Annotated in this window: 14 protein-coding genes; 6 read left to right on the forward strand and 8 right to left on the reverse strand. The window is 52.3% G+C overall.

Features of this window, described 5'->3' with window-relative positions; translation table 11 throughout:
- On the forward strand, nucleotides 1-4,121 hold a 4,121-nt coding region (locus HOK28_09195; GenBank protein ID MBT6433254.1), incomplete at its 5' end, for a hypothetical protein.
- Between the two features lie 95 nt (nucleotides 4,122-4,216).
- Here HOK28_09195 and HOK28_09200 read toward each other — a convergent pair.
- Nucleotides 4,217-5,614 carry a redoxin domain-containing protein gene (locus tag HOK28_09200; GenBank protein MBT6433255.1) on the reverse strand — a complete coding sequence of 466 codons (1,398 nt, stop codon included), beginning with the start codon at nucleotides 5,612-5,614 and terminating at the stop codon, nucleotides 4,217-4,219.
- 501 nt (nucleotides 5,615-6,115) lie between these two features.
- Here HOK28_09200 and HOK28_09205 point away from each other — a divergent pair.
- Complete coding sequence (locus HOK28_09205) at nucleotides 6,116-7,015, forward strand: hypothetical protein (protein ID MBT6433256.1); 900 nt, start codon at nucleotides 6,116-6,118, stop codon at nucleotides 7,013-7,015.
- Nucleotides 7,016-7,119: 104 nt separating this feature from the next.
- Here the strand turns inward: HOK28_09205 and HOK28_09210 are convergent, their stop codons facing one another.
- From HOK28_09210 to HOK28_09225, 4 genes are all read right to left on the reverse strand, one after another.
- A complete protein-coding gene (locus HOK28_09210; protein MBT6433257.1) occupies nucleotides 7,120-7,488 on the reverse strand; it encodes a response regulator in 369 nt (122 codons plus the stop codon).
- Between the two features lie 117 nt (nucleotides 7,489-7,605).
- The gene (locus HOK28_09215) at nucleotides 7,606-8,691 is read right to left on the reverse strand and encodes a phosphotransferase family protein (GenBank protein ID MBT6433258.1); all 1,086 of its coding nucleotides are present in this window, start codon (nucleotides 8,689-8,691) and stop codon (nucleotides 7,606-7,608) included.
- The gene (locus HOK28_09220; GenBank protein ID MBT6433259.1) at nucleotides 8,688-9,893 is read right to left on the reverse strand and encodes an acyl-CoA dehydrogenase; all 1,206 of its coding nucleotides are present in this window, start codon (nucleotides 9,891-9,893) and stop codon (nucleotides 8,688-8,690) included. The genes HOK28_09215 and HOK28_09220 overlap by 4 nt, the downstream gene beginning before the upstream one ends.
- A 63-nt stretch (nucleotides 9,894-9,956) precedes the next feature.
- Nucleotides 9,957-10,913 (reverse strand): tyrosine-type recombinase/integrase, encoded by a 957-nt coding sequence (locus HOK28_09225; protein MBT6433260.1) that lies wholly within the window; start codon nucleotides 10,911-10,913, stop codon nucleotides 9,957-9,959.
- Between the two features lie 550 nt (nucleotides 10,914-11,463).
- Between HOK28_09225 and HOK28_09230 the strand changes: the two genes are divergently transcribed.
- Entirely contained in the window at nucleotides 11,464-11,937 is a 474-nt protein-coding gene (locus tag HOK28_09230; protein MBT6433261.1) for a hypothetical protein, read from the forward strand.
- Nucleotides 11,938-11,946: 9 nt separating this feature from the next.
- Here the strand turns inward: HOK28_09230 and greB are convergent, their stop codons facing one another.
- Nucleotides 11,947-12,441, reverse strand: coding sequence for a transcription elongation factor GreB (gene greB, locus HOK28_09235; protein MBT6433262.1), 495 nt, complete (start codon nucleotides 12,439-12,441; stop codon nucleotides 11,947-11,949).
- A gap of 215 nt (nucleotides 12,442-12,656) precedes the next feature.
- On the opposite strand from greB, the gene HOK28_09240 reads away from it, so the two are divergent.
- Nucleotides 12,657-13,169 carry an AgmX/PglI C-terminal domain-containing protein gene (locus HOK28_09240; GenBank protein ID MBT6433263.1) on the forward strand — a complete coding sequence of 171 codons (513 nt, stop codon included), beginning with the start codon at nucleotides 12,657-12,659 and terminating at the stop codon, nucleotides 13,167-13,169.
- A 56-nt stretch (nucleotides 13,170-13,225) separates the two neighbouring features.
- Here the strand turns inward: HOK28_09240 and ltaE are convergent, their stop codons facing one another.
- Both ltaE and HOK28_09250 read right to left on the reverse strand, forming a co-directional pair.
- Nucleotides 13,226-14,257 carry a low-specificity L-threonine aldolase gene (gene ltaE / locus HOK28_09245; GenBank protein ID MBT6433264.1) on the reverse strand — a complete coding sequence of 344 codons (1,032 nt, stop codon included), beginning with the start codon at nucleotides 14,255-14,257 and terminating at the stop codon, nucleotides 13,226-13,228.
- Nucleotides 14,258-14,333: 76 nt separating this feature from the next.
- Nucleotides 14,334-15,524 carry a hypothetical protein gene (locus HOK28_09250; GenBank protein ID MBT6433265.1) on the reverse strand — a complete coding sequence of 397 codons (1,191 nt, stop codon included), beginning with the start codon at nucleotides 15,522-15,524 and terminating at the stop codon, nucleotides 14,334-14,336.
- A gap of 97 nt (nucleotides 15,525-15,621) precedes the next feature.
- Between HOK28_09250 and HOK28_09255 the strand changes: the two genes are divergently transcribed.
- A complete protein-coding gene (locus tag HOK28_09255; protein ID MBT6433266.1) occupies nucleotides 15,622-17,430 on the forward strand; it encodes a formylglycine-generating enzyme family protein in 1,809 nt (602 codons plus the stop codon).
- A 94-nt stretch (nucleotides 17,431-17,524) separates the two neighbouring features.
- Nucleotides 17,525-18,547: DUF885 domain-containing protein (locus tag HOK28_09260; protein MBT6433267.1), on the forward strand; the 1,023-nt coding region annotated here is incomplete at its 3' end.

Here is an 18,547-nt window from a genome sequence, read left to right on the forward strand (position 1 = left end):
ATCTGGGCAATGCGCCGCCTGTTTTTCCGCAAACGAAAACAATCGAGATTGCTGAAGGCGCCGAGCTTCCTAGCATTGATTGGCTCACTCTTTATTCCGAAGCCGAAGCCGACAGCGACTACCCGTTTGAATGTCATATAGGTGATCCGGAAGGCGATACGCCCAATTGCGAGCATGAGACAGACTGGGTTGGCTGTGGCACGGTGACTATGGCTGCTGAGGGTTGGATTCGGGCTGCCATTGATGTGCGGTATGCCGACTTGCCGTCGATAGACTGTGGCCGGGTTGTTGTGACACGGGAGTCAGCAGTCCAGGGCCCGTGTGATTTTATCGATTGTGAAGATGGCTACGTCTGTATCGGCGAGGGTGAATGCGTGGCTGCGACGCCGGTAGAAATTTCGATAGCCTGGAATGAGCAAGAGCGAGACCGTCAATTTATTGTGGTGGCTGAAGAGGGATTCAGTGGGACTTTGAGCTTTCGAGTTGAGTCTGCACTGCAGAATATTACAGCTCTTTCAACGCCGCAGCTTGTTGCCGTGAACTCTTCAGCAGGTGGAACAACGCTCGGTGAACCTATCCCTGGCACGAGTTGTAGCTGGGTCTCTGCGCCTCCAGGTCTTCAGCTCTACGTTGATTGTGAAGGGTCAGGCGGCGATGTGGGTGCTTTGGAAAACAGCATGGTGGCCTTGTCCATAGAGTATGGCTTAGAAGGCTATGACGAAGCTGCGTTTTCAAATCATCAGAAATTTCGGGTGTTGGGTTTAGCCGAAAGCACGAGCACGCCTATGATTCTACAAGCTTTGCCTGCCTTCGGGAGTATTTCCAAGGAGTCAGAAATTGTTCAGCTTTGGGTTCAGCTGGGTTATCATCAAGCGCAAGGCGAAACGGCGGGCAGTACTGAACTCAGGCTCGAGGCAACCATCGCGCAAGCAGATGGCACCACCTCAGTAGCGGTTCTCGAGACGCCGTATCTTACAAATCTTCAGTGGGCCTTGGCTTCTGAGGGTACGGTTTCCAAATGGGTCTTGCTCGAGTTAAATCGCGGTAATTACGCTGAACTCTTTCCAGGTGCAGGCTTGCTTTCATTGACCCTCTCACGGCCGGGTGATGATGAAGTCTGGAGCGAAGCAGATCAGCTTTCGGGTGGTTTTGGTTTTAGTGATTCCACTCCTACTTTCATCGCTCACGATGTAGGGCTCCACTTCCCGGCGGATTATCCAGTCTTAGGTAGAAGCCCTGACATTGAGTTGCCAATGCGTGGTTTAGGACCCAACCGGGGTGGTTACGTGGTTCATATCGGCGAGCAAGCGGGCGAAGGTATTCAGTCGGATGACCCGAATCGCGATCCCTCTATTCTCTTTGGCTTGTCGGTAAGTGGTGGGCATCAGCTCAATGTGATGAGTAAGGTACGCAGTGAACTTGGTCTTGCGGGAGCGCCTACATCCGGTCAAGCCCTTACAACGATAGACAGCGTTCAGCCTACTCAGCCAGCGAGCCTGGCATTTAATCAACTCTTTGTTGATAACGTTGAAGCAGGCCCCGTGCACCAGCTGGTGAGTTATTCATTGTTGGGTTCGCTTAAGCGCCTGCTTTGGGACCCGGTGGAGCAACGGCTTATTGTCGTTGGTGAAAACGGCATGGAATTCTTTACTGCTGACCAATCGGCGGATCAGGCCCAGTCATTTTCTGGAGCGGTTGAGCTTGGAAGCGAGTCAATAGTGACGCTCCCTGGTCAGGGTGAACCTTGCTCTGGTAAAATTCTAGATGCGACCATGGGGTATACCTTGGCTGCAAACGGGGTCTGGGAATCGGAAGTAGCATTGTTGGTGCTTCCCAATACCGAAGCGCCCACTGTCCAGCATTGTACGTATTTCAGGCAAACAGCTGCGTTCAGCCAGCTTTCCTTCACAAATATAGCAGATGGTCAGGGGGGCTGCGGGTCTTCATTGTCGACTGACGAGTTAGTCTTCGCTTACAACCCAATGAACCGGTCGTACTGGTTACTCTCGGGTCAGTGCTTGGTTGGGTACAACACACTCGATTCCGAAAATATGTTCGGTATTAATCTCATCGCTGCAGTCCCAACAGGAGGTGGCGCGAGTAACCAATCACCATCGAGCTTGACGATTGAGCCTCACAGCGGCGTTGCAATAGCTAAGTATCTTCAGAATGGAAGCCCGCGATACAAACGGTTTGTGCTGGGAAGCGACATTAGGCAAACGCCGCTGGGTGCGCCGGTCGCACAGCGCACGGGTATGGTCTACGACGCATTCCGGGGTTGGACCTGGGAGGTTGCGGGGCTTTGGGATGCAAACGGCGGCAGTCCTGCATGGTATTGGATGCCATCGGCTGGGGAGTTGTCCGTAGGAGATTTAGAGCAATCGTTCGTCGAGGGCCTCGGTATCTCGCACATGGTGATGGATGCCTCACGGGATGTGATTTATTCGCTGAAGTTCGAGTACCGAGGGAATGATGGTTTTGTGGTCACGCAGGAAGTTAATGAGATAGCGGAAGACGTTTCGAATATTTCTTTGCGGGCAGTGGGTACACAGCTCTACCGCAGTTACGATTCACCATCTGATATTGACGGTGACGGACTGACCGATTTTGATGAGACTGTATTTGGTACGGGCGTGGATGAGGCCACAACGTCTTGGAGTGCAGCGAACTTACCGGGGATTAACCAGCCAGTCATCGGCATGGTTTTGATGGGACCGCAGGTTGTTGCGGGATTGCCTCCGGAAATATCCGTCGGTGATATCCTAACTATCCAAGGAAGTGGGTTCACTGGAGATGTTTCTCGAGATGAGGTGTGTGTTCAGGGAGTTTGTGTGGCTCCCATTGCGTCCACCCCAACCTCTATCACCTTCCGTGTACCTCAAGTATTTACCAGCTTAGATTCTTCGTTGCGCGCTTACGTGACGGTGTTTGATGGTCATCGAATGTCGGGTCCAGTGCCCGGAGAGTCGAAGTTGGTTCCGATAGCTCCGTATTGGCGCGGAGAGAATGTAAGCTCACCTTCTTTTGGTTGCACTGCTTTTGGTGGTGCGTGTATCGGTGGCGGTTTCATTCAGACGATATCAGATACTTATTTATCGGTTTATGACGGGGCGTCTTCCAGCGCCTATCGAGTAGATGCAGATACGGGCGCTCTAAGTACGATAGATTCAACCAACTTCAGCATGGATCTTGGTTTATCATCCGTTTCCCCGCTGGGTTCTGGGATGACCCTTGGGCTTGGTCAAGGCACTGGAGGTACGCCGCTTTTCTACGAGGCTCGAGGGACTGCCCCCATGGGCGAGTTCGCGGATTTACCGGCGCAGAATTTTTGGAGTTCAGATTTGGCCGCGTCGCGCTCGAGCAGTGTCTCGCAGCCTATTAGATTCAATAACCAAACTCTCGAAGATGCGTATTTTGATGCTAAAATCCTAGTAAGCCCGGACCTGGCGGATGTGGCCCTGGGTAACCAGATTGATGCAGCCAACACCATCCAAGGTTGGGCTGGATTTAAGCGCCATGTTCGGCAACCTGCATCCGCCCCCGATATACTTCCTGATGCTGACGATTCGAGAGTGGTGGCCATGTTGCCCGGCTTAGGTGGTTTTGCCCACGCGCCTACCGCCGGAGCAATACAAATTGAGACGGTCAGCTTTGTTAATGGTTCTGAGAGTATGGATGTCAGTTCTCTTTGCGGCTGGGGAGAGGTTGAGCTGTTTAACCTGCAGACCGCTTCTGCTCGGCATATGATTATTGGCGCCGCGGTCTTAGCTCAATCGCCACTTCAGCTAGGTGTTATAAAGCTTAATAGAGACTCGACAGAATCGCAGTGGGAAACACACTGCGCCACCCAGCAATTTGAGAACGTGAGTACCTTGGAGACTGGTGGCCTGCATTCGGCAATGGCCAGTAATGGTGCTTACTTTGCAACTGGTGTGCAAAGTAATGGGCTTTTTGAACTCTATGTTTGGGAAACACAGGGCTCGAAGTTTAAGCTTATTCATAAGACGAGCGTCGAATATGGCATGATTGGGCTTGAGTTCAGTGGGTCAGGTAAAGAGCTTTATGTGCTCGGCTATAGCAACTTAACCGTCTTAAAGTTCAATAAGAGTCCTGTGGAATAGCTGTCGCCATGAGTCGCATAAAGGCGTGACCGCAAAAAAAAGCCGAGAGCAACGTATCGCTGCTCTCGGCTTTCAATCATTCAATCTTTAGAATCTTACTGATTCAATGCCTCAATAACCTGGTTGCCCAGGCCTTCCGCGTAGCCATCGCCCGCGTAGAGAAGTTCCATTGTGTAACCATTCATGATGGCGTTCATTGGAAATCCCTGGCCGATACCACTTACGCGGTTCAGCACTGCATTCATGGCGGCTGAGGACTGTGTAGCGTAAAGCATTTGGCTTGGGTCTACGCCTTCAGATTGTGCGTAGCTCAAGCAACCAGACTGGCTGGTTACGTCGTCAGCGATAATGTAGAACGCAAGGTTTTCTGCGCCTACCTGCTGCTGAGCTTGACGAGCTTCTGCGATTTGCTGCGGACAGTATCCACACCAAGTAGCAGAACCAATAAGCCAAGTGATGCGGCTTGAACCACAGGAGTCATGCAGGCTAACGCTATCGCCGTTGCAGTTGGTTAACGTAAAGTTTCCAATTTGGTCACCTATGTTAGTACCTGTGCCATTTTCCGGTGCTGAGCATTCTCCGGGTGTTCCTGGATTGATGGAGCCACCACTGGAATCGCCGGTGGAGCCATCACTGGAACCACCTGTCGAGCCGGCCGGCGCATCGCCGTCGTCTAGGACAGTCGTCCAATTGTAGCCATGCGCACACCAGTTTTCACCGCTAGGAACCGGGACGGATGTGAACGTTGAGTCGATGGTCACTTCAACCAGTTCCATGTTTTGCAGTTCGATGTCGAAGGTGCTACCCGCGCCGCCCAATTCATTGATTTGAACTGTGCCTTGCTCTGCATAGAAATATTTCTGGCACTGAAGTCCATTGGCACCTTCCGTGCAGCCCTTGTAGACCAATACGCACAGACCGCAATCCGCGTAGTTGCTACCATCGAGCTCATATGTCCCCGGAGCGGTCGGACCATTGTATGGCGCGCCTTGGTAACTCTCTACGATAACGAAGTCAGTGCTATTGTCGGCGTTAACGTTGGTGGCGTAAGTCTTTGCGACCTGGTTCTCTGCGCTGGCAAACCCTGAAACTCCCGAGAATGCAAACGGCGTAGGCTCGCATGAGCCGGCAGTATTATCTATTCCGCCAGTGCTTGGAGCTGTATTGCCTGTGCTTCCGCTGTTGTCGGAACCATTGTTGCCGTTGTCGTTGTTACCTGAACCATTATTGTTGCCGGTGTCGGTATTGTCGCCGTTGTCGTTATTATTGCTGCCACCCGTATCGGTATTGCCGGTGTTGGTACCACTGTTATCGGTTGCTCCACCATTATTGGTGTTGCTATCGGTGCCTGGTGTGCCCGTGTCTGTATTGGTGTCCACGGACTCGGTGCCGCTTTCAGGGTTTTTGAGAGGTGCCTGAGGTTCGGAACCACATCCTGTCAGGGCGATGGCAAAAGCTCCCACGTAGGCGAGCAAAGTTCGCTTAAGCTTCATAGTCGGTAAATCCTTCCTGAATTGGTCCTTGAGTCTCCCCCCACAGGGAGCCTTTTCATGAAGACCAGCATGACTGAGTTTGGGCTACACCGACATACAGCATCTTTGAGGTCACGGACACCCATGAAATGATCATTATGTCGGAATTATAGCGGATTTGGATGATCAACCCATCGTCGACTTGATCGCTTACATGCGCCTAAATTAGTGATAACTTATTAGATTTCAATAATCTACGCGTGCGTAGAATCAGATCTGGTGTGGATTGGTGTGACCGCATTATCGTCGGAGGACCGCATTTGGTCCGACCAATATACGCTGAATTGGACCTCATAGGGGTGGTTGGAGTGACCAATTCGGCATGTAAGTTGTTAACCTACATGCGCTTATCTTGGAATACTTCCCATTTTTGACTTGTCAGATCCGGGTCCGACCCTTTAATGTTCCGTCGAGCGGCTTGGGAACTGCTTTGGTTTTAATAAATTGCTCGGGGAGACACATATGAGAATGATCAATCAACTTCAGTCACCGTTATTTATGATTCTATGTGGTGCGGTAGTATTTCCGCTTCTGCTGAACGGATGTGGCCGACCCAACATGGGCACAACAGAGTGCTTCGGTGAGGACTGCTTCTCAGGTACTGCCGACGGTGATGCTGCTTCAGCCGAGTGCGCTGAAGATATTGATTGTGCTGGAAACCAAGTTTGCGACAACGGCAGCTGCGTACTCCCGGCGGATATGCCAACTCAATCATGCGAAGGCAATAACGACTGCCCAATGGGTATGTTCTGTGACCTTGGCACATCATCATGTGTCGACTGCCTATCAGACGACCACTGTGACCTCGGCTTAAGCTGCATGGAAGGTGGCGTATGTGGGGATCCAAGCATCGACCCAGAAGTTGACCCAGGTGACACGGGTGCTGGAAGTAGCTGCGAAGAAGCTGAGGACTGCCCTGTTGGTTATGATTGTGTGGATGGCCAGTGTGCTCCTACACAAAACCAAGGCCTATCGTGTGACGACCAAAGTGATTGCGACGTATATGGCCGTGTTTGTGTCTCGGGCCAATGTGAGCCTTGTGGCGCAAGTGTTGCCTGCCCAGATGCGCTTGAGTGCAGTGCTGGAATTTGTATCGATCCAAATGAAACACCTGAAGGCGGTGGCGGCGGCGGTCTTGACGGACTCGATGGACTGGGCGGCCTCGGTGATATTTGCACAAGTTATTCAGACTGCCCTGGTAATCAGGCATGTGATGCGATGAGCTTCAGCTGCTTCGCATGTACTGCAGATACCGATTGCAACGGCATCTTTGATATGTTAATGGCTGGTCCAGCGAGTTGCTGTACGGCAGCCATGGCTGCTTCAGGTCAGTGTTCTTCTGGTAGTTGTGTGCCTCAGTAAGCTAGATTGAATCGTTAGATAGGAAAAGCCTCAGCTATGCTGGGGCTTTTTTTTTGGTGTGGTCTCATCAAAAGATGGTGACTGAGGGGATGGTTGGGCCGGATTTAGGCCCCGATATGGGAGAGAATCTCTTTCATCTTGTCGTTTGAAATTGGTTTCGAGACTAAGCCGAATCCCATACTCGCAGCTTTACGCTGAGACTCTTCTTTGACGTTGGCGGTGAGCATCGTCATGTAGGCGTCTGGAAATCTCTTCTTGAGCGCTGCTCCGAGCGTAAAGCCATCCATTTCAGGCATATTGATGTCGAGAATCGCTAAATCCAGCTGGACCGATTCCGTTTTCATGAGTGCGTCCTTACCGCCTTCAGCGATAATAACGTTCCAATTCGAGTACTGTTGCTTTAAGAAAGTTTCGACCCATAAGCGGGATACGAAGCTGTCATCAACAATTAAAACAGTTTTAGGATCCGACATCGCTCGCTACACCTTGTTTGAGATGAGAGTAGTAAGTTTTGAACGCGCTTACCGCTCCCTAAAAGTATAGGCAATTTTTTGGGATTGCGGAAGTTTTCAAGAGTTTCTGAGGCTTATTTAGCTATTTAGGTCGTAAATTTGGCCTTTATCGATGGCTCGATCTGCTTGTGCCATGAGCATTTCCATAGCCTTACCCATCACGGCAAACCTAGGGTCTTGAGTGTGCCCCTTAACGAATCGGGCGTAGATTTGTTGAACAATGACGCCAATCTTGAAGAGTGCGTAGGCATAATAGAAGAGAACGTGGTCCACGTTGTGCCCAGTGCGTTTGCTGTAGCGCTCCACAAAGTCCTGCCGGCTCAGGTTGCCGGGCAGATGAGTTGGTCCAATGGGCAGCATCTTGAGGGGTTCTGGGTCGTCTTTCTGGAGCCAGTAGCCAAGTGTGGTCCCAAGATCCATCAGAGGGTCGCCCACGGTCGCCATCTCCCAATCAAGAATAGCGATGATTTTGGTCCAGTCGTCAGGATCAAGAACAACATTGTCATACTTGTAATCGTTGTGGATCAGGGTCGCACCGGCGTCAGGCGGCATGTTTTGAGCGAGCCACTGCCCTACTTGTTCCACGACCTGGACGTCATCTGTTTGTGCGGCTCGGTATCTGCGGGTCCAGCCACTGACTTGGCGCTCGACGTAGCCCTCGGGTTTACCGAAGCTTTGGAGCCCGGCGGCTTGGATGTCGACGTTGTGTACATCCGCGAGCGTGTCGATGAGTGAAGTGGAAAGCTTGCGCATCAGGTCTTCCGAGAGGCCATCACTCACTCCAACGCCTTGGCGCAAGATGATGCCTCGTTTGCGTTCCATGATGTAGAACGAAGCGCCAAGGACCGAGTCATCGTCGCAGTACACCCAGGGTTTGGGCGCTCGGCTAAAAATGGGGTTTAGACCGCTGAGCACTTTGAATTCGCGGCTCATATCGTGGCCACTTTTGATTTTCGCTCCAAATGGTGGACGTCTAAGCACAAGCTCACGGTCGCCGATGCGAAGCAGATAAGTCAGGTTTGAGTGCCCTTTTGGGAATTGCTCAACCTCGATGGTGCCCGCTAAATCAGGTGCGTGGGCTTTTAGGTAGGCCTCGAGGGCGGCAATGGGAAGTTCCTCACCGCTCCTGGGTTCGCGTGTGGCGTCAATTTTGATTTTACTCATGGCTTCACAGGCTCTGCGTAGCTTTTTAATATTCGCTTGGCGACCGATGCCTTATGGACCTCGTCGGGACCATCATAGATTCGGGCGCCGCGCTCGTGGCGATACCACCATGCCAGAATGAGGTCATCCGTGATGCCCATTGCGCCATGAGTTTGGATGGCGCGGTCTAGAATGCGCTGCAGAATCCCAGCTACATAGAACTTGATGACTGAAATTTTATCTCGAGAAGCGTAGGTGCCGTCTTTGTCGATGGCCCACGCTGCTTCCAGAACCATCAATCGTGCGGCATTGATTTCAGCGCGGCTCTCAGCGATCCACTGTTGAATCGTCTGTTTGCTGCCAAGGGTGCGGCCCGGTGTGATGATACGCGTGGCGGCACGCTTGCACATTAAATCGAAGGCCCGTTCGCATATGCCAATCCAGCGCATGCAGTGATGAATGCGTCCTGGTCCGAGGCGCTCCTGAGCAATGATAAAGCCGCTGCCTCCTTGACCAAGAATATTGGTCATGGGGACTCGGCAATCGGTGTAGCGAATTTCAGCGTGACTGTTGTAGTCGCTCCCGGGCTCACCCATCACGGAGATATTTCTCACAAGCTCAAATCCGGGCGTGTTGGTTGGAACGATGATTTGGCTTGTTCGACCGTGCGGTGGTGCCTCTGGGTGAGTCACTGCCATCACAATGGCAAAAGCTGAGCCGTCGGCCGATGAGGTAAACCACTTGTGGCCGTTGATGACCCATTCATCTCCATCTTGAACCGCTGTGGTGTCCATTATTGTGGGATTGGAGCCAGGATTCTCTGGCTCGGTCATTGAAAAGCAGCTTCGAGTCTCGCCCGCCATCAAAGGTTTGAGGTATTTTTCTTTTTGTTCGTCTGTGCCGTGCTGAAGGAGAACTTCCATATTGCCAACGTCAGGTGCTTGGCAGTTGAATACATAGTGTCCCAATGGGCTGTAGCCCAGTGCCTCGCTTACATGACCGAAGTCCATCAGGGATAAGCCCAGGCCTCCGTGCTCTTTGTGAAGGAACGGAGCCCAGAGGCCCAGCTTCTTAACCTCTTCACGTTTTTTCGCGAGTAAGGGTACGAGCTCTCTGAACTCTTTTCCGGTGAATTGAGGCTCGAGCGGGATGAGTTCTTCCTCAACAAATGCTCGGATGGTTTGACTGATCTCAAGTGTCTTGGGTGCTATCGAAAAATCCACGGTAATAGCCTCTCGGTAAGAATGAGTTCTGAGACTGTTGAATCGCAAGGTGGCTGCTTGGGGTCAAGCCCCAGGAGGAGTACGAGGCTTTTTATAAGGCACCATGAGCTTGCGGGCGGCATCTTCTTTCGCTCTCTCGGCGCTCCGGTCGTAACGAAGGGTTGATTGCGGATTGCGGTGCCCTGCTAGATGTTGAACTGCGCCTAATGCTGCGCCCTGGTCCAAAAGGTTGGATATAAAGCTTTGCCGCAGTTCGTGAGCCGTAAGCGCCTCTAGCCCCGCTTGCTGCCCTCTGTTTTTAACAACCAGCAGCACCGACTGGTCAGTCATTCGGTGCTTTTGAATGTGGTCGCCTCGGCGAATTCTTTTAAAAAGCGCACCCGGGCTCATCCCGCGATGTTTCATCCAGTCTTTCAGTGCTGCTTGGGCGCCTTGAGGCGGGTAAACCAGCCGAGCCTGAGCACCACGGCCGTGCAGTACTTCAATGCTGCCCTGTTTCTCATCGAAGTGTTTCAGGTTGAGTGCCGTCAGCTCCTGCCTTCTGAGTCCACAACCATAAAGCAAGGCCAGTATGGCGGCATCTCGGCTCGCACGGGCGGTCCCGTTGGTGCAGGTCTTGAATAGCTTGGTGAGTGTGGCGTTTTGAAGGGGCTGATTGCCGATTGGGAGCAGCAGGACATCTTCGTTTGAGAAGGCAGTTGCCTGCCGGTAGGCCTTTTCCGTCATGAGTCCGAGGTGCCATGACGCCTTGAGTACGCCGCGAAGTGCTGTGAGGTGGCGGTTTATCGTGGTTGGTTTGTATCGCTTGAGGAGCTGGGCACGAACCTGAGCTGAGAGTGTTGGCGTCCAGAGCCACCAAGGACAGCTCATGGGCGTGGCCATGCCTTTGGATGCCAGGCTTGCAAGGGTGTTTAGTGCGGATTGCGTAGCCCTTTGTGAGCCTGCGCCAAGGGTAGCAAGGTAGTAGCTCGAGGGGAGTTCCCGAGCCTTGCCGGTGTGAGGTTTAAGTGAATACGCCATAAACGACCCTAACATTAAGTAATGAGAATGTAAATTCTCACTAGTTATTATTAACACCCTAACCTACCACCAGGGGAACTTAACCGCTCACTTCATAAACCCAAGCGAGGCCGACAGTCATACAACTTTCAAGAAGCAATAATGATGATGATTCATAAGGGGAAAATTGCGACCCTCAGTTGGGGGGTTCTGAGGGTCGCAGCCCGTTGGCTATATTTGGGGGGAAAGGGATAGCCAACGAACGTTAGTTGGTGGCCGTCTACAAAGCTCTGGACTAAAGTGCAAGAATTATTTTACGCGTCGCGGTATAACTTGATCTTGGATTGATCTTGGATCAGAACCCCCACGCCGGAAGACCCTCGATAACCAGAAATAGTCATTGAGTACGGCTCAGTAGAGCTACCACCCTCACCTCTTGAAACACTTTCCGGCGGAGCTTAAGAGGCGCCGTGTTCACTAAAATCCCCGGATTGGCCGATGAAATTCAGCGCTCTGAATCCTGGTTGAATCAAACCCAAATCAACCGCGTCACATTTCAAAGGACATACCCATGACCCCACATTTCACTTTTTCGCTATTACTCATAGTTGGGCTCTTCGGCTGCGGCGAGCAATCCCAAGACTCGACACCTCTTAGCTTCCCAAGCACCCATGAAAGTAGCCTCCAATTTCACGCCAGCTTTAATAACTTTTTACATAACGACTTAGACATTCACGTTATTGAGCCCGATGGTACGCACCTTTTTATCGCTCAAGACGAGTCGGAATCAGGCGCGGAGATTAGCCAAGACTGCAACTGTAACGCGTGCAGCACTCAGCCACATGAGAGCATAATATGGTATCAAAATCGGGCAGGTACGGGACTTTACGAGATTTGGGTTGAGGCATCAGATGCGTGTTCATCAGCAGTGGTTGAATCGGAATTTACTCTCAGTGTCCTCGAAGGAGACAAACTCAAAGCCTCTCTGAATGGGAAGCTTAGCGAGGGACAGAGCCAAGTGCTCTACTATCAATTTAGCCCATAATATTGAGGCTTAAGCGGTTTGAGGGTCCTCAAATGAGACCTCAAGAATGGTCAGGACCTTGTTCCCTTTGGGAATACGAATCAACACTTCATCGTCTAATGATTTTCCGAGGAGCGCCCGACCAACCGGCGACTCGATACTGATAAAGCCTCGCGAGGAATCAGTCTCATCCGGGCCCACGATGCGATAAAGACTCTCATCTCCGTCCTCATCTTCCACACGAACCCAGCTGGCAAAAAAGACTTTTCCAATATTGGCGGGCTGTTCGCTTACCACGGTTAGGTTCTCAAGTCGTTTCTTAAGGAAACGGCAGCGACGGTGAATCTCCCGAAGCCTTTTCTTCCCATAAATATACTCGGCGTTCTCGGAACGGTCTCCCTCAGCTGCAGCATCGGATACGCCCTGGGTTACCCTAGGCCGTTCGATATCCCACAAACGGGTCAACTCCTTACGCAGGAGCTCCGCACCTTCAGCGGTAATGTAATTCGCATAGCGTCCGGCCACGGTAACTCACTCCGTCCATAGGTCTGAAAAAGACAGCACAATTAATCCAAAACTACATCAATGTTCAATCATAACCCAATAACGCAACGCGCAAATTGATCAGATATAAGTCTAAACAAGTCAGATCATGTGGTTTTAACGCATTTAGGGTGGTCAACTGTATGTTGGTCTGCTTTCCTTCCATCAGACCTTCCCCAGGTAAGAAAGATACGCCCATGAATTTTATTGAAACACATAGGTATTTACGCGTCTTCACCGCATTGTTGTTCGGAAGCTCACTCTTGCTTGCAAGCTCCGTATCCGCAAAGCTACCTCATGAAAAGACACCTCGAGTGTCTCTTGAGTCTCTAGGCATCGACACCAAGCAAAGCCTGATTAAGTGGCAAGGCAAACCCGAAGTGGTGAACTTTTCCTCGGAGGGCTGCATCGCAAAATCTAAGATTCAGCGGGTTTTGGGACGGGTCAAAAGCCAGGTTATTCATTGCTATGGCCGCTTCAGTGCCAAAGGCACCAAAACACCAACCAAGGTCACTGCAGATATTGGAATTGGCGCCGACGGCAGCACATTTCAAGTCAGCACATCGGCCAGCGCCAAGGCCTCAAAAGAAGTCGCAACTTGCGTGGAGCGTATCATCAAAAGGATGAGATTTCCGCGCTGCCGGGACGATGAGGACACCTTCTCCGTGTGGACTTACGAATACAAGAAGCCCAAAACAGCCAACCTCTAATCTTGGCTTAACCGAATGGCCCGTCGCCTCAAAGCTTACCGGGCCCCATCCTAACTCTACAGATTATTAAAAGCTGCGACTGCCTGGTGAATACCGGCATCGTCTACATCTAAATGCGTGACGGCTCTAAGCTTGTGCTCACTCACTGCGGTCAGAGCCACCTCTTGAGCGTTGAGCTTATCCACCACTGTGGCAGCATCGTGGCCAGTCCCGGAGATATCGATGTAAACCATGTTGGTTTTCACCGACTCCAAAGAGACTTCAATGCCTTCAATCGCACCAATAGCCTCCGCTAGAGCGCGGGCCCGTCGGTGGTCATCGGCCATACGTTCAATGTGATTCTCGAGCGCATAAAGGCCAGCTGCAGCCAAAACACCCGCCTGACGCATACCCCCGCCAAACATCTTTCGGAAGCGGTGACACCTGTCGATAAAGGCTTGAGAGCCCACAATCAGGCTTCCCACCGGGCAACCCAGACCCTTGCTCAAACAAAATGAAATGCTGTCAAAAGGCGCAACCATCTCTTTTGCTGAAATACCGCTGGCGACCACCGCATTAAACATACGCGCGCCATCGAGGTGCAACTTGAGTTTCTTTTCCTTGGCAACTTCAGCAATCTCCAGAATCGTTTCCATACGATAGGTACTTCCGCCGCCCCGGTTTGCCGTATTTTCCAAGCACACCAAGCTCGTCACCGGATAGTGAGAAAGGCTACCTTCGGCGCGAACCGCGGCTCGTACACCGTCGGCGCTTAAGATACCCGCTTCACCTTGCACACATGCTACAGATACCCCGGAGAGCGCTGCAAAGCCTGCGCCTTCATAAAGATAGATGTGGGAATCTGCGCTGCAGATGATTTCATCGCCAGGCTCAGTGTGGGCTCGGATACAAACCTGGTTGGCCATGGTTCCCGTGGGAACAAAAAGAGCAGCCTCTTTGCCAAGCAGCTCGGCGGCCTTTTCCTGAAGAGCAACAACGGTTGGGTCATCTCCAAACACATCATCGCCCAGAGGTGCATCAACAATGGCTTGCTTCATGGCAGCGGTTGGTCGGGTAACAGTGTCGGAACGCAAATCAACGATAGACATAGCCTTCTCCTCGCAAGTAATACGGCGATGAAGGTCTACCGAGGGTGCTACTGAAGCACAAGGTCGAAAAAAATGCTTATTCTGGCTCGGGAAAGCCATCCCAATCGGTAAACAAAGCCATGATACCACTGGCAATCAAGGCCACCCCGCCGCCAATGAAAAGCGCGTTGGTTGCTTGCTGATAGCCTGTGGCACGGTTTTGAATGTTCACAAAATCGGCACCTTGGTAAGGCCCCGGTTCTGCAGGAGAATTAAAGCGCGTCTCTTCTTGCTTGGCCAGATAGCCCATGGCGCCAGCTGCACCTCCGGCAGCCACGGCAATTCCACCCACCAGATAGGTTGCCCACGTGGGGATAGGTGGCGGATTCATCATGGCCAGCACATCAGCCCGCACCCCGCGAACTCGGCCCAAAGCCAAGGCTTGTCCAGCGAAGAGCGTTTCAACCGAGGGACCAATCGCTCTTAAAAAAGCAGCATTGTCCCCTGCATCCAAAGATTCGCTTACGCTGCCCAGTACCACTGAGCCTTCACGCTGAATCCGCTTCAGATCGATGGTGCGCCCTTCAGCTGTATCTTTGAGCGTCCCCAAGACCGCTTCGTTGACTGCACTCTGCTCAGCCACACCGGCAAAACACTCAGGCCGCCCTGAGCTGCTGCATTTGGCAAATCGCTCGCCAATGATAGCGGGAAGCATGTCTATGGTGAGTACGGTTACACCTTCGAGCTTGCGAATTTCCCGTACAAGATGCGTGGTAACCAAGGCAGCCATCTTCTCGGGCACGCCATTGGTATTTAAAGGAAACACGAGAATTTTGTGTGAGGCCACTTCTGGAAGTAAAGCCGGAGCCGGAGTTCGAGCCGGCGCAGCTTCCAACCTCTTCGACGTAGGTGAACCTTTCGGCTCAATTTCTTCGGCTAAACCAGAAGAAGACCAAGAGTCCTCCGCTTCCGGTGCCTCAGGTTGTAATGCCCGCCTTTGTTGCCCCGGTGCGGTCCATTCACAAGAATCCATCAGCGTTATCAGCGCCACCACTGATTCGTAATTCCCCCAAAGCACTTTGCGGCTCTCAGCGTCTCCACCCACAACACGGAGCACCTCACCGGCACTGAGCTTCAAATCAATATAGTCACCGTTGTCTTGAGTGATTAGAAAATCAATGGCCCGCTCAAGCGAGCAGGTACTCCCTATGGCCTGCGCGTGCGCAGCTTGGGGTACGAACGACAAAGCGCCTATGAGCGCAATTAGAATTCCGTATGCTTTCAACAAACCTGTGGCCTCCTGCAACCATTATGCGTTGCAAGCTCTTCTCTAGCAACTATGGATGCCTCTTTGCCAATTCTCTGGAATCTGGCAGAATCAAAATATGCATCGATTAAGTTATATGCCTTCGTGGCCCGCACTCATTGCCATCACGCTTCTCGGCTTCAATCTGAGCGGATGCCTACTCTCATTCGACCTACCTGCAGACAGCCGTTTAAGCTGCGAAAACAACGCGGAGTGCCCAGATGGCTACACTTGCTCCTTGAATTTTCGTGTCTGTGTCGAAACCGAGCCGGTTTGCGGCAATGGCGAGATTGAGTTTCCCGAAGATTGTGATGTGACCGAGATGACCGCTGAATGCGACATCAATTGCACCACGCCTGTTTGTGGAGATGGTATTCACAATCCACTGGCTGGCGAAGGCTGCGACGATGGTAACTCGAGCGAAGATGATGCCTGCCTTTCAAGCTGCGAACACTCGCCCAGCTTTTGTGGCCCAGATGCCATCGATTGCACTGTGCTTTTCGCGCCGGAAAATACAGTACCTGCCTGTGACGGTACGCAGTGCACCTTTAAATGTAACGAAGGATCTTGTTTTGATGCCGACGCCCAATCATGCGTTGGTCTCGGTGCAGTCTCTCCTTCCGATTCATGTATGACTTGCCAGCCCAGTATCAGCACGGCAGGTTACAGTGCCACTCCCGGAGCAACCTGTAACGACAATACCAGCTGCACTTACAACGATATCTGCCAACCCGATGGCAGCTGCCTCGGTGAGGAACTGGTCTGCGAAAACGAGCCTGGAACCTGCGGCGGTGTGGGTTACTGCAACGGAACAGACACCTGCCAATATTCTTATTCAGGCAGCGAAACCTCTTGCAGTGATAATGAAGACTGCAGCCATACAGACCGCTGCGATGGTGCCGGAGCCTGTACGGGCATCCCTTTTACCTGCAACAACCATGGTACGTGCGCCGACGAAGCGTTTTGCCGCTGTGATTTAGGCTATGGCGGAGATTTCTGCGATAGCTGCCTGCCTGGCTTCGCTGAAGTCGACGGAGCCTGCGAGTTTCTCAATGACGGAAATGTTGAGGGCTTAAACACACTGGTCCTGATTCCTGCAGGAAGCTATACCATGGGCTCACCTGATTCTGAGCTGGGCCGTATGGCCGACGAAGGCCCTCAGCGCGTGGTTAACATCACCCGAGACTTCTACATGCTCAGCCATGAGGTCACCCAAGCTGAATGGTCGGCGATTTTTCCCGTGAACCCGTCTCTCGACAACGAAAACCTACAATGCCCGCTCTGCCCTGTAGATAGCTTGAACTGGTACGAAACGCTCTTCTACGCCAACTTCAAGAGCAACTCAGAAGGCCTTGAGAGCTGTTACAGCTTTGGCGGCTGTGAAAACAACACCATCGGCACCGGCGAAGAATGCGCTGAAGTCACTTTTCATGGTTTTGATTGCACCGGTTATCGCCTGCCCACAGAAGCCGAATGGGAATACGCTGCCAGGGCCCGCACCACCACTGCATTCTACAGCGGAGCCAACGACACCGTCGGCGCATCCCCAGAACCCAACCTCGACGAGATTGGTTGGTATTACGCCAACAGCAACGACCGGTCGCAGGTCATTCAAGGCAAAAGGCCCAATGCGTGGGGGCTCTACGATATGTCTGGCAATGTTCGCGAGTGGGTTTGGGATTACTATTCACTCGATTACGGCTCCATGGCCACCGACGACCCTATGGGCGCGGATGCACCTCCAGCCAACCTTCCAGATCAGCGCGTTCTACGCGGCGGCGCTTGGAGCAGTATGCCCACGGATTGCCGGTCAGCCAAACGGACCTATAATTTCGATGGCGGCGGCTCCAATGTGGTGGGGTTTCGGGTGGTCCGAACCGCTCCGTAAATCTCTTCTCCACTCATAAGCCTCTGGCCCTTTACTCCTTCTGTCCTGCTCGATACCTCTGCGTTGCCCCAAGCACTTTAAGAGGTTTTTTCAAATGCTGCATTCAATCATTGGCACGCTTCTCCTGACGCTTCTCTTCGGCTGCGCCCACACTCTGCCCGAACCTGCTTCAAGCCCCGACCACGTGGTGAATGCGCTTCTAGATGAAGACTATGAAGCCACCATGAAAAAATACCCCACCTGGGCCAGTATGCTGGGCGACCGCCGCTACGACGCTGAACTCACCGACAACAGCCCAGAAGGCATCACCAAGCGCCGCGCCGCAACCAAGGCAATGCTTGCAAAGGGCAAAGCCATTTCTACAGATGGCTTAAGTGAAGCGGCCAAAACCAACCTCAAACTCTTTATCTGGGAACAAGAAGAAAGCATGGAGAGCGCCCAATACCGCTCCGAGTGGACACCCATCACCCAAATGGGCGGGCCCCACACATCGTTCCCGCAGCTCCCAGACCGCATCACGTTTACGACGGAAAAGCATCACGAAGACTATGTGACCCGCATTGGTAAAATTGCCGGCTCTTTAGAAAATACGCTGAATCACCTCAAAGCGGGCCTTGCGGCGAACCACACCCCGCCCAAAATCGTTATGGCCGGTGTGATGGGCCAGATGGAAACCCAAACCAAAGCTTCTTACACTGAAGACCCAACCACGCACCCACTCTACAAGCCCTTTAAAAAGCGCGATGCTGCAGATCCTCTGGCGCTGAAGGCCCAGGCGATTATCAAAGATGAGATTCTACCGGCCATGCAGAAGCTTTCGGACTACCTGGAGAAAACCTATATTCCCGGATGCCGCGAAACCACGGCGGCAAAAGATGGCCCTGGAGGCATGGAGTTTTATAACTTTCGCCTCAAGCACTACACTACGCTGCCGCTGACGGCCAAAGAGATCCATGAAACAGGTTTAAGCGAAGTGGCCCGCATTCGCGCTGAAATGATGCAAACCATTGCCCGCTCGGATTATCCGAATCCAGAGAAGCTTAAAGGTGACGCCCTTTTTGCAGCGTTCTTGCAGTACCTACGCACCGACAAGCGATTTTACTACACCGACCTCGAA

This window comes from Deltaproteobacteria bacterium, assembly GCA_018668695.1.
Lineage (GTDB): Bacteria > Myxococcota > XYA12-FULL-58-9 > XYA12-FULL-58-9 > JABJBS01 > JABJBS01.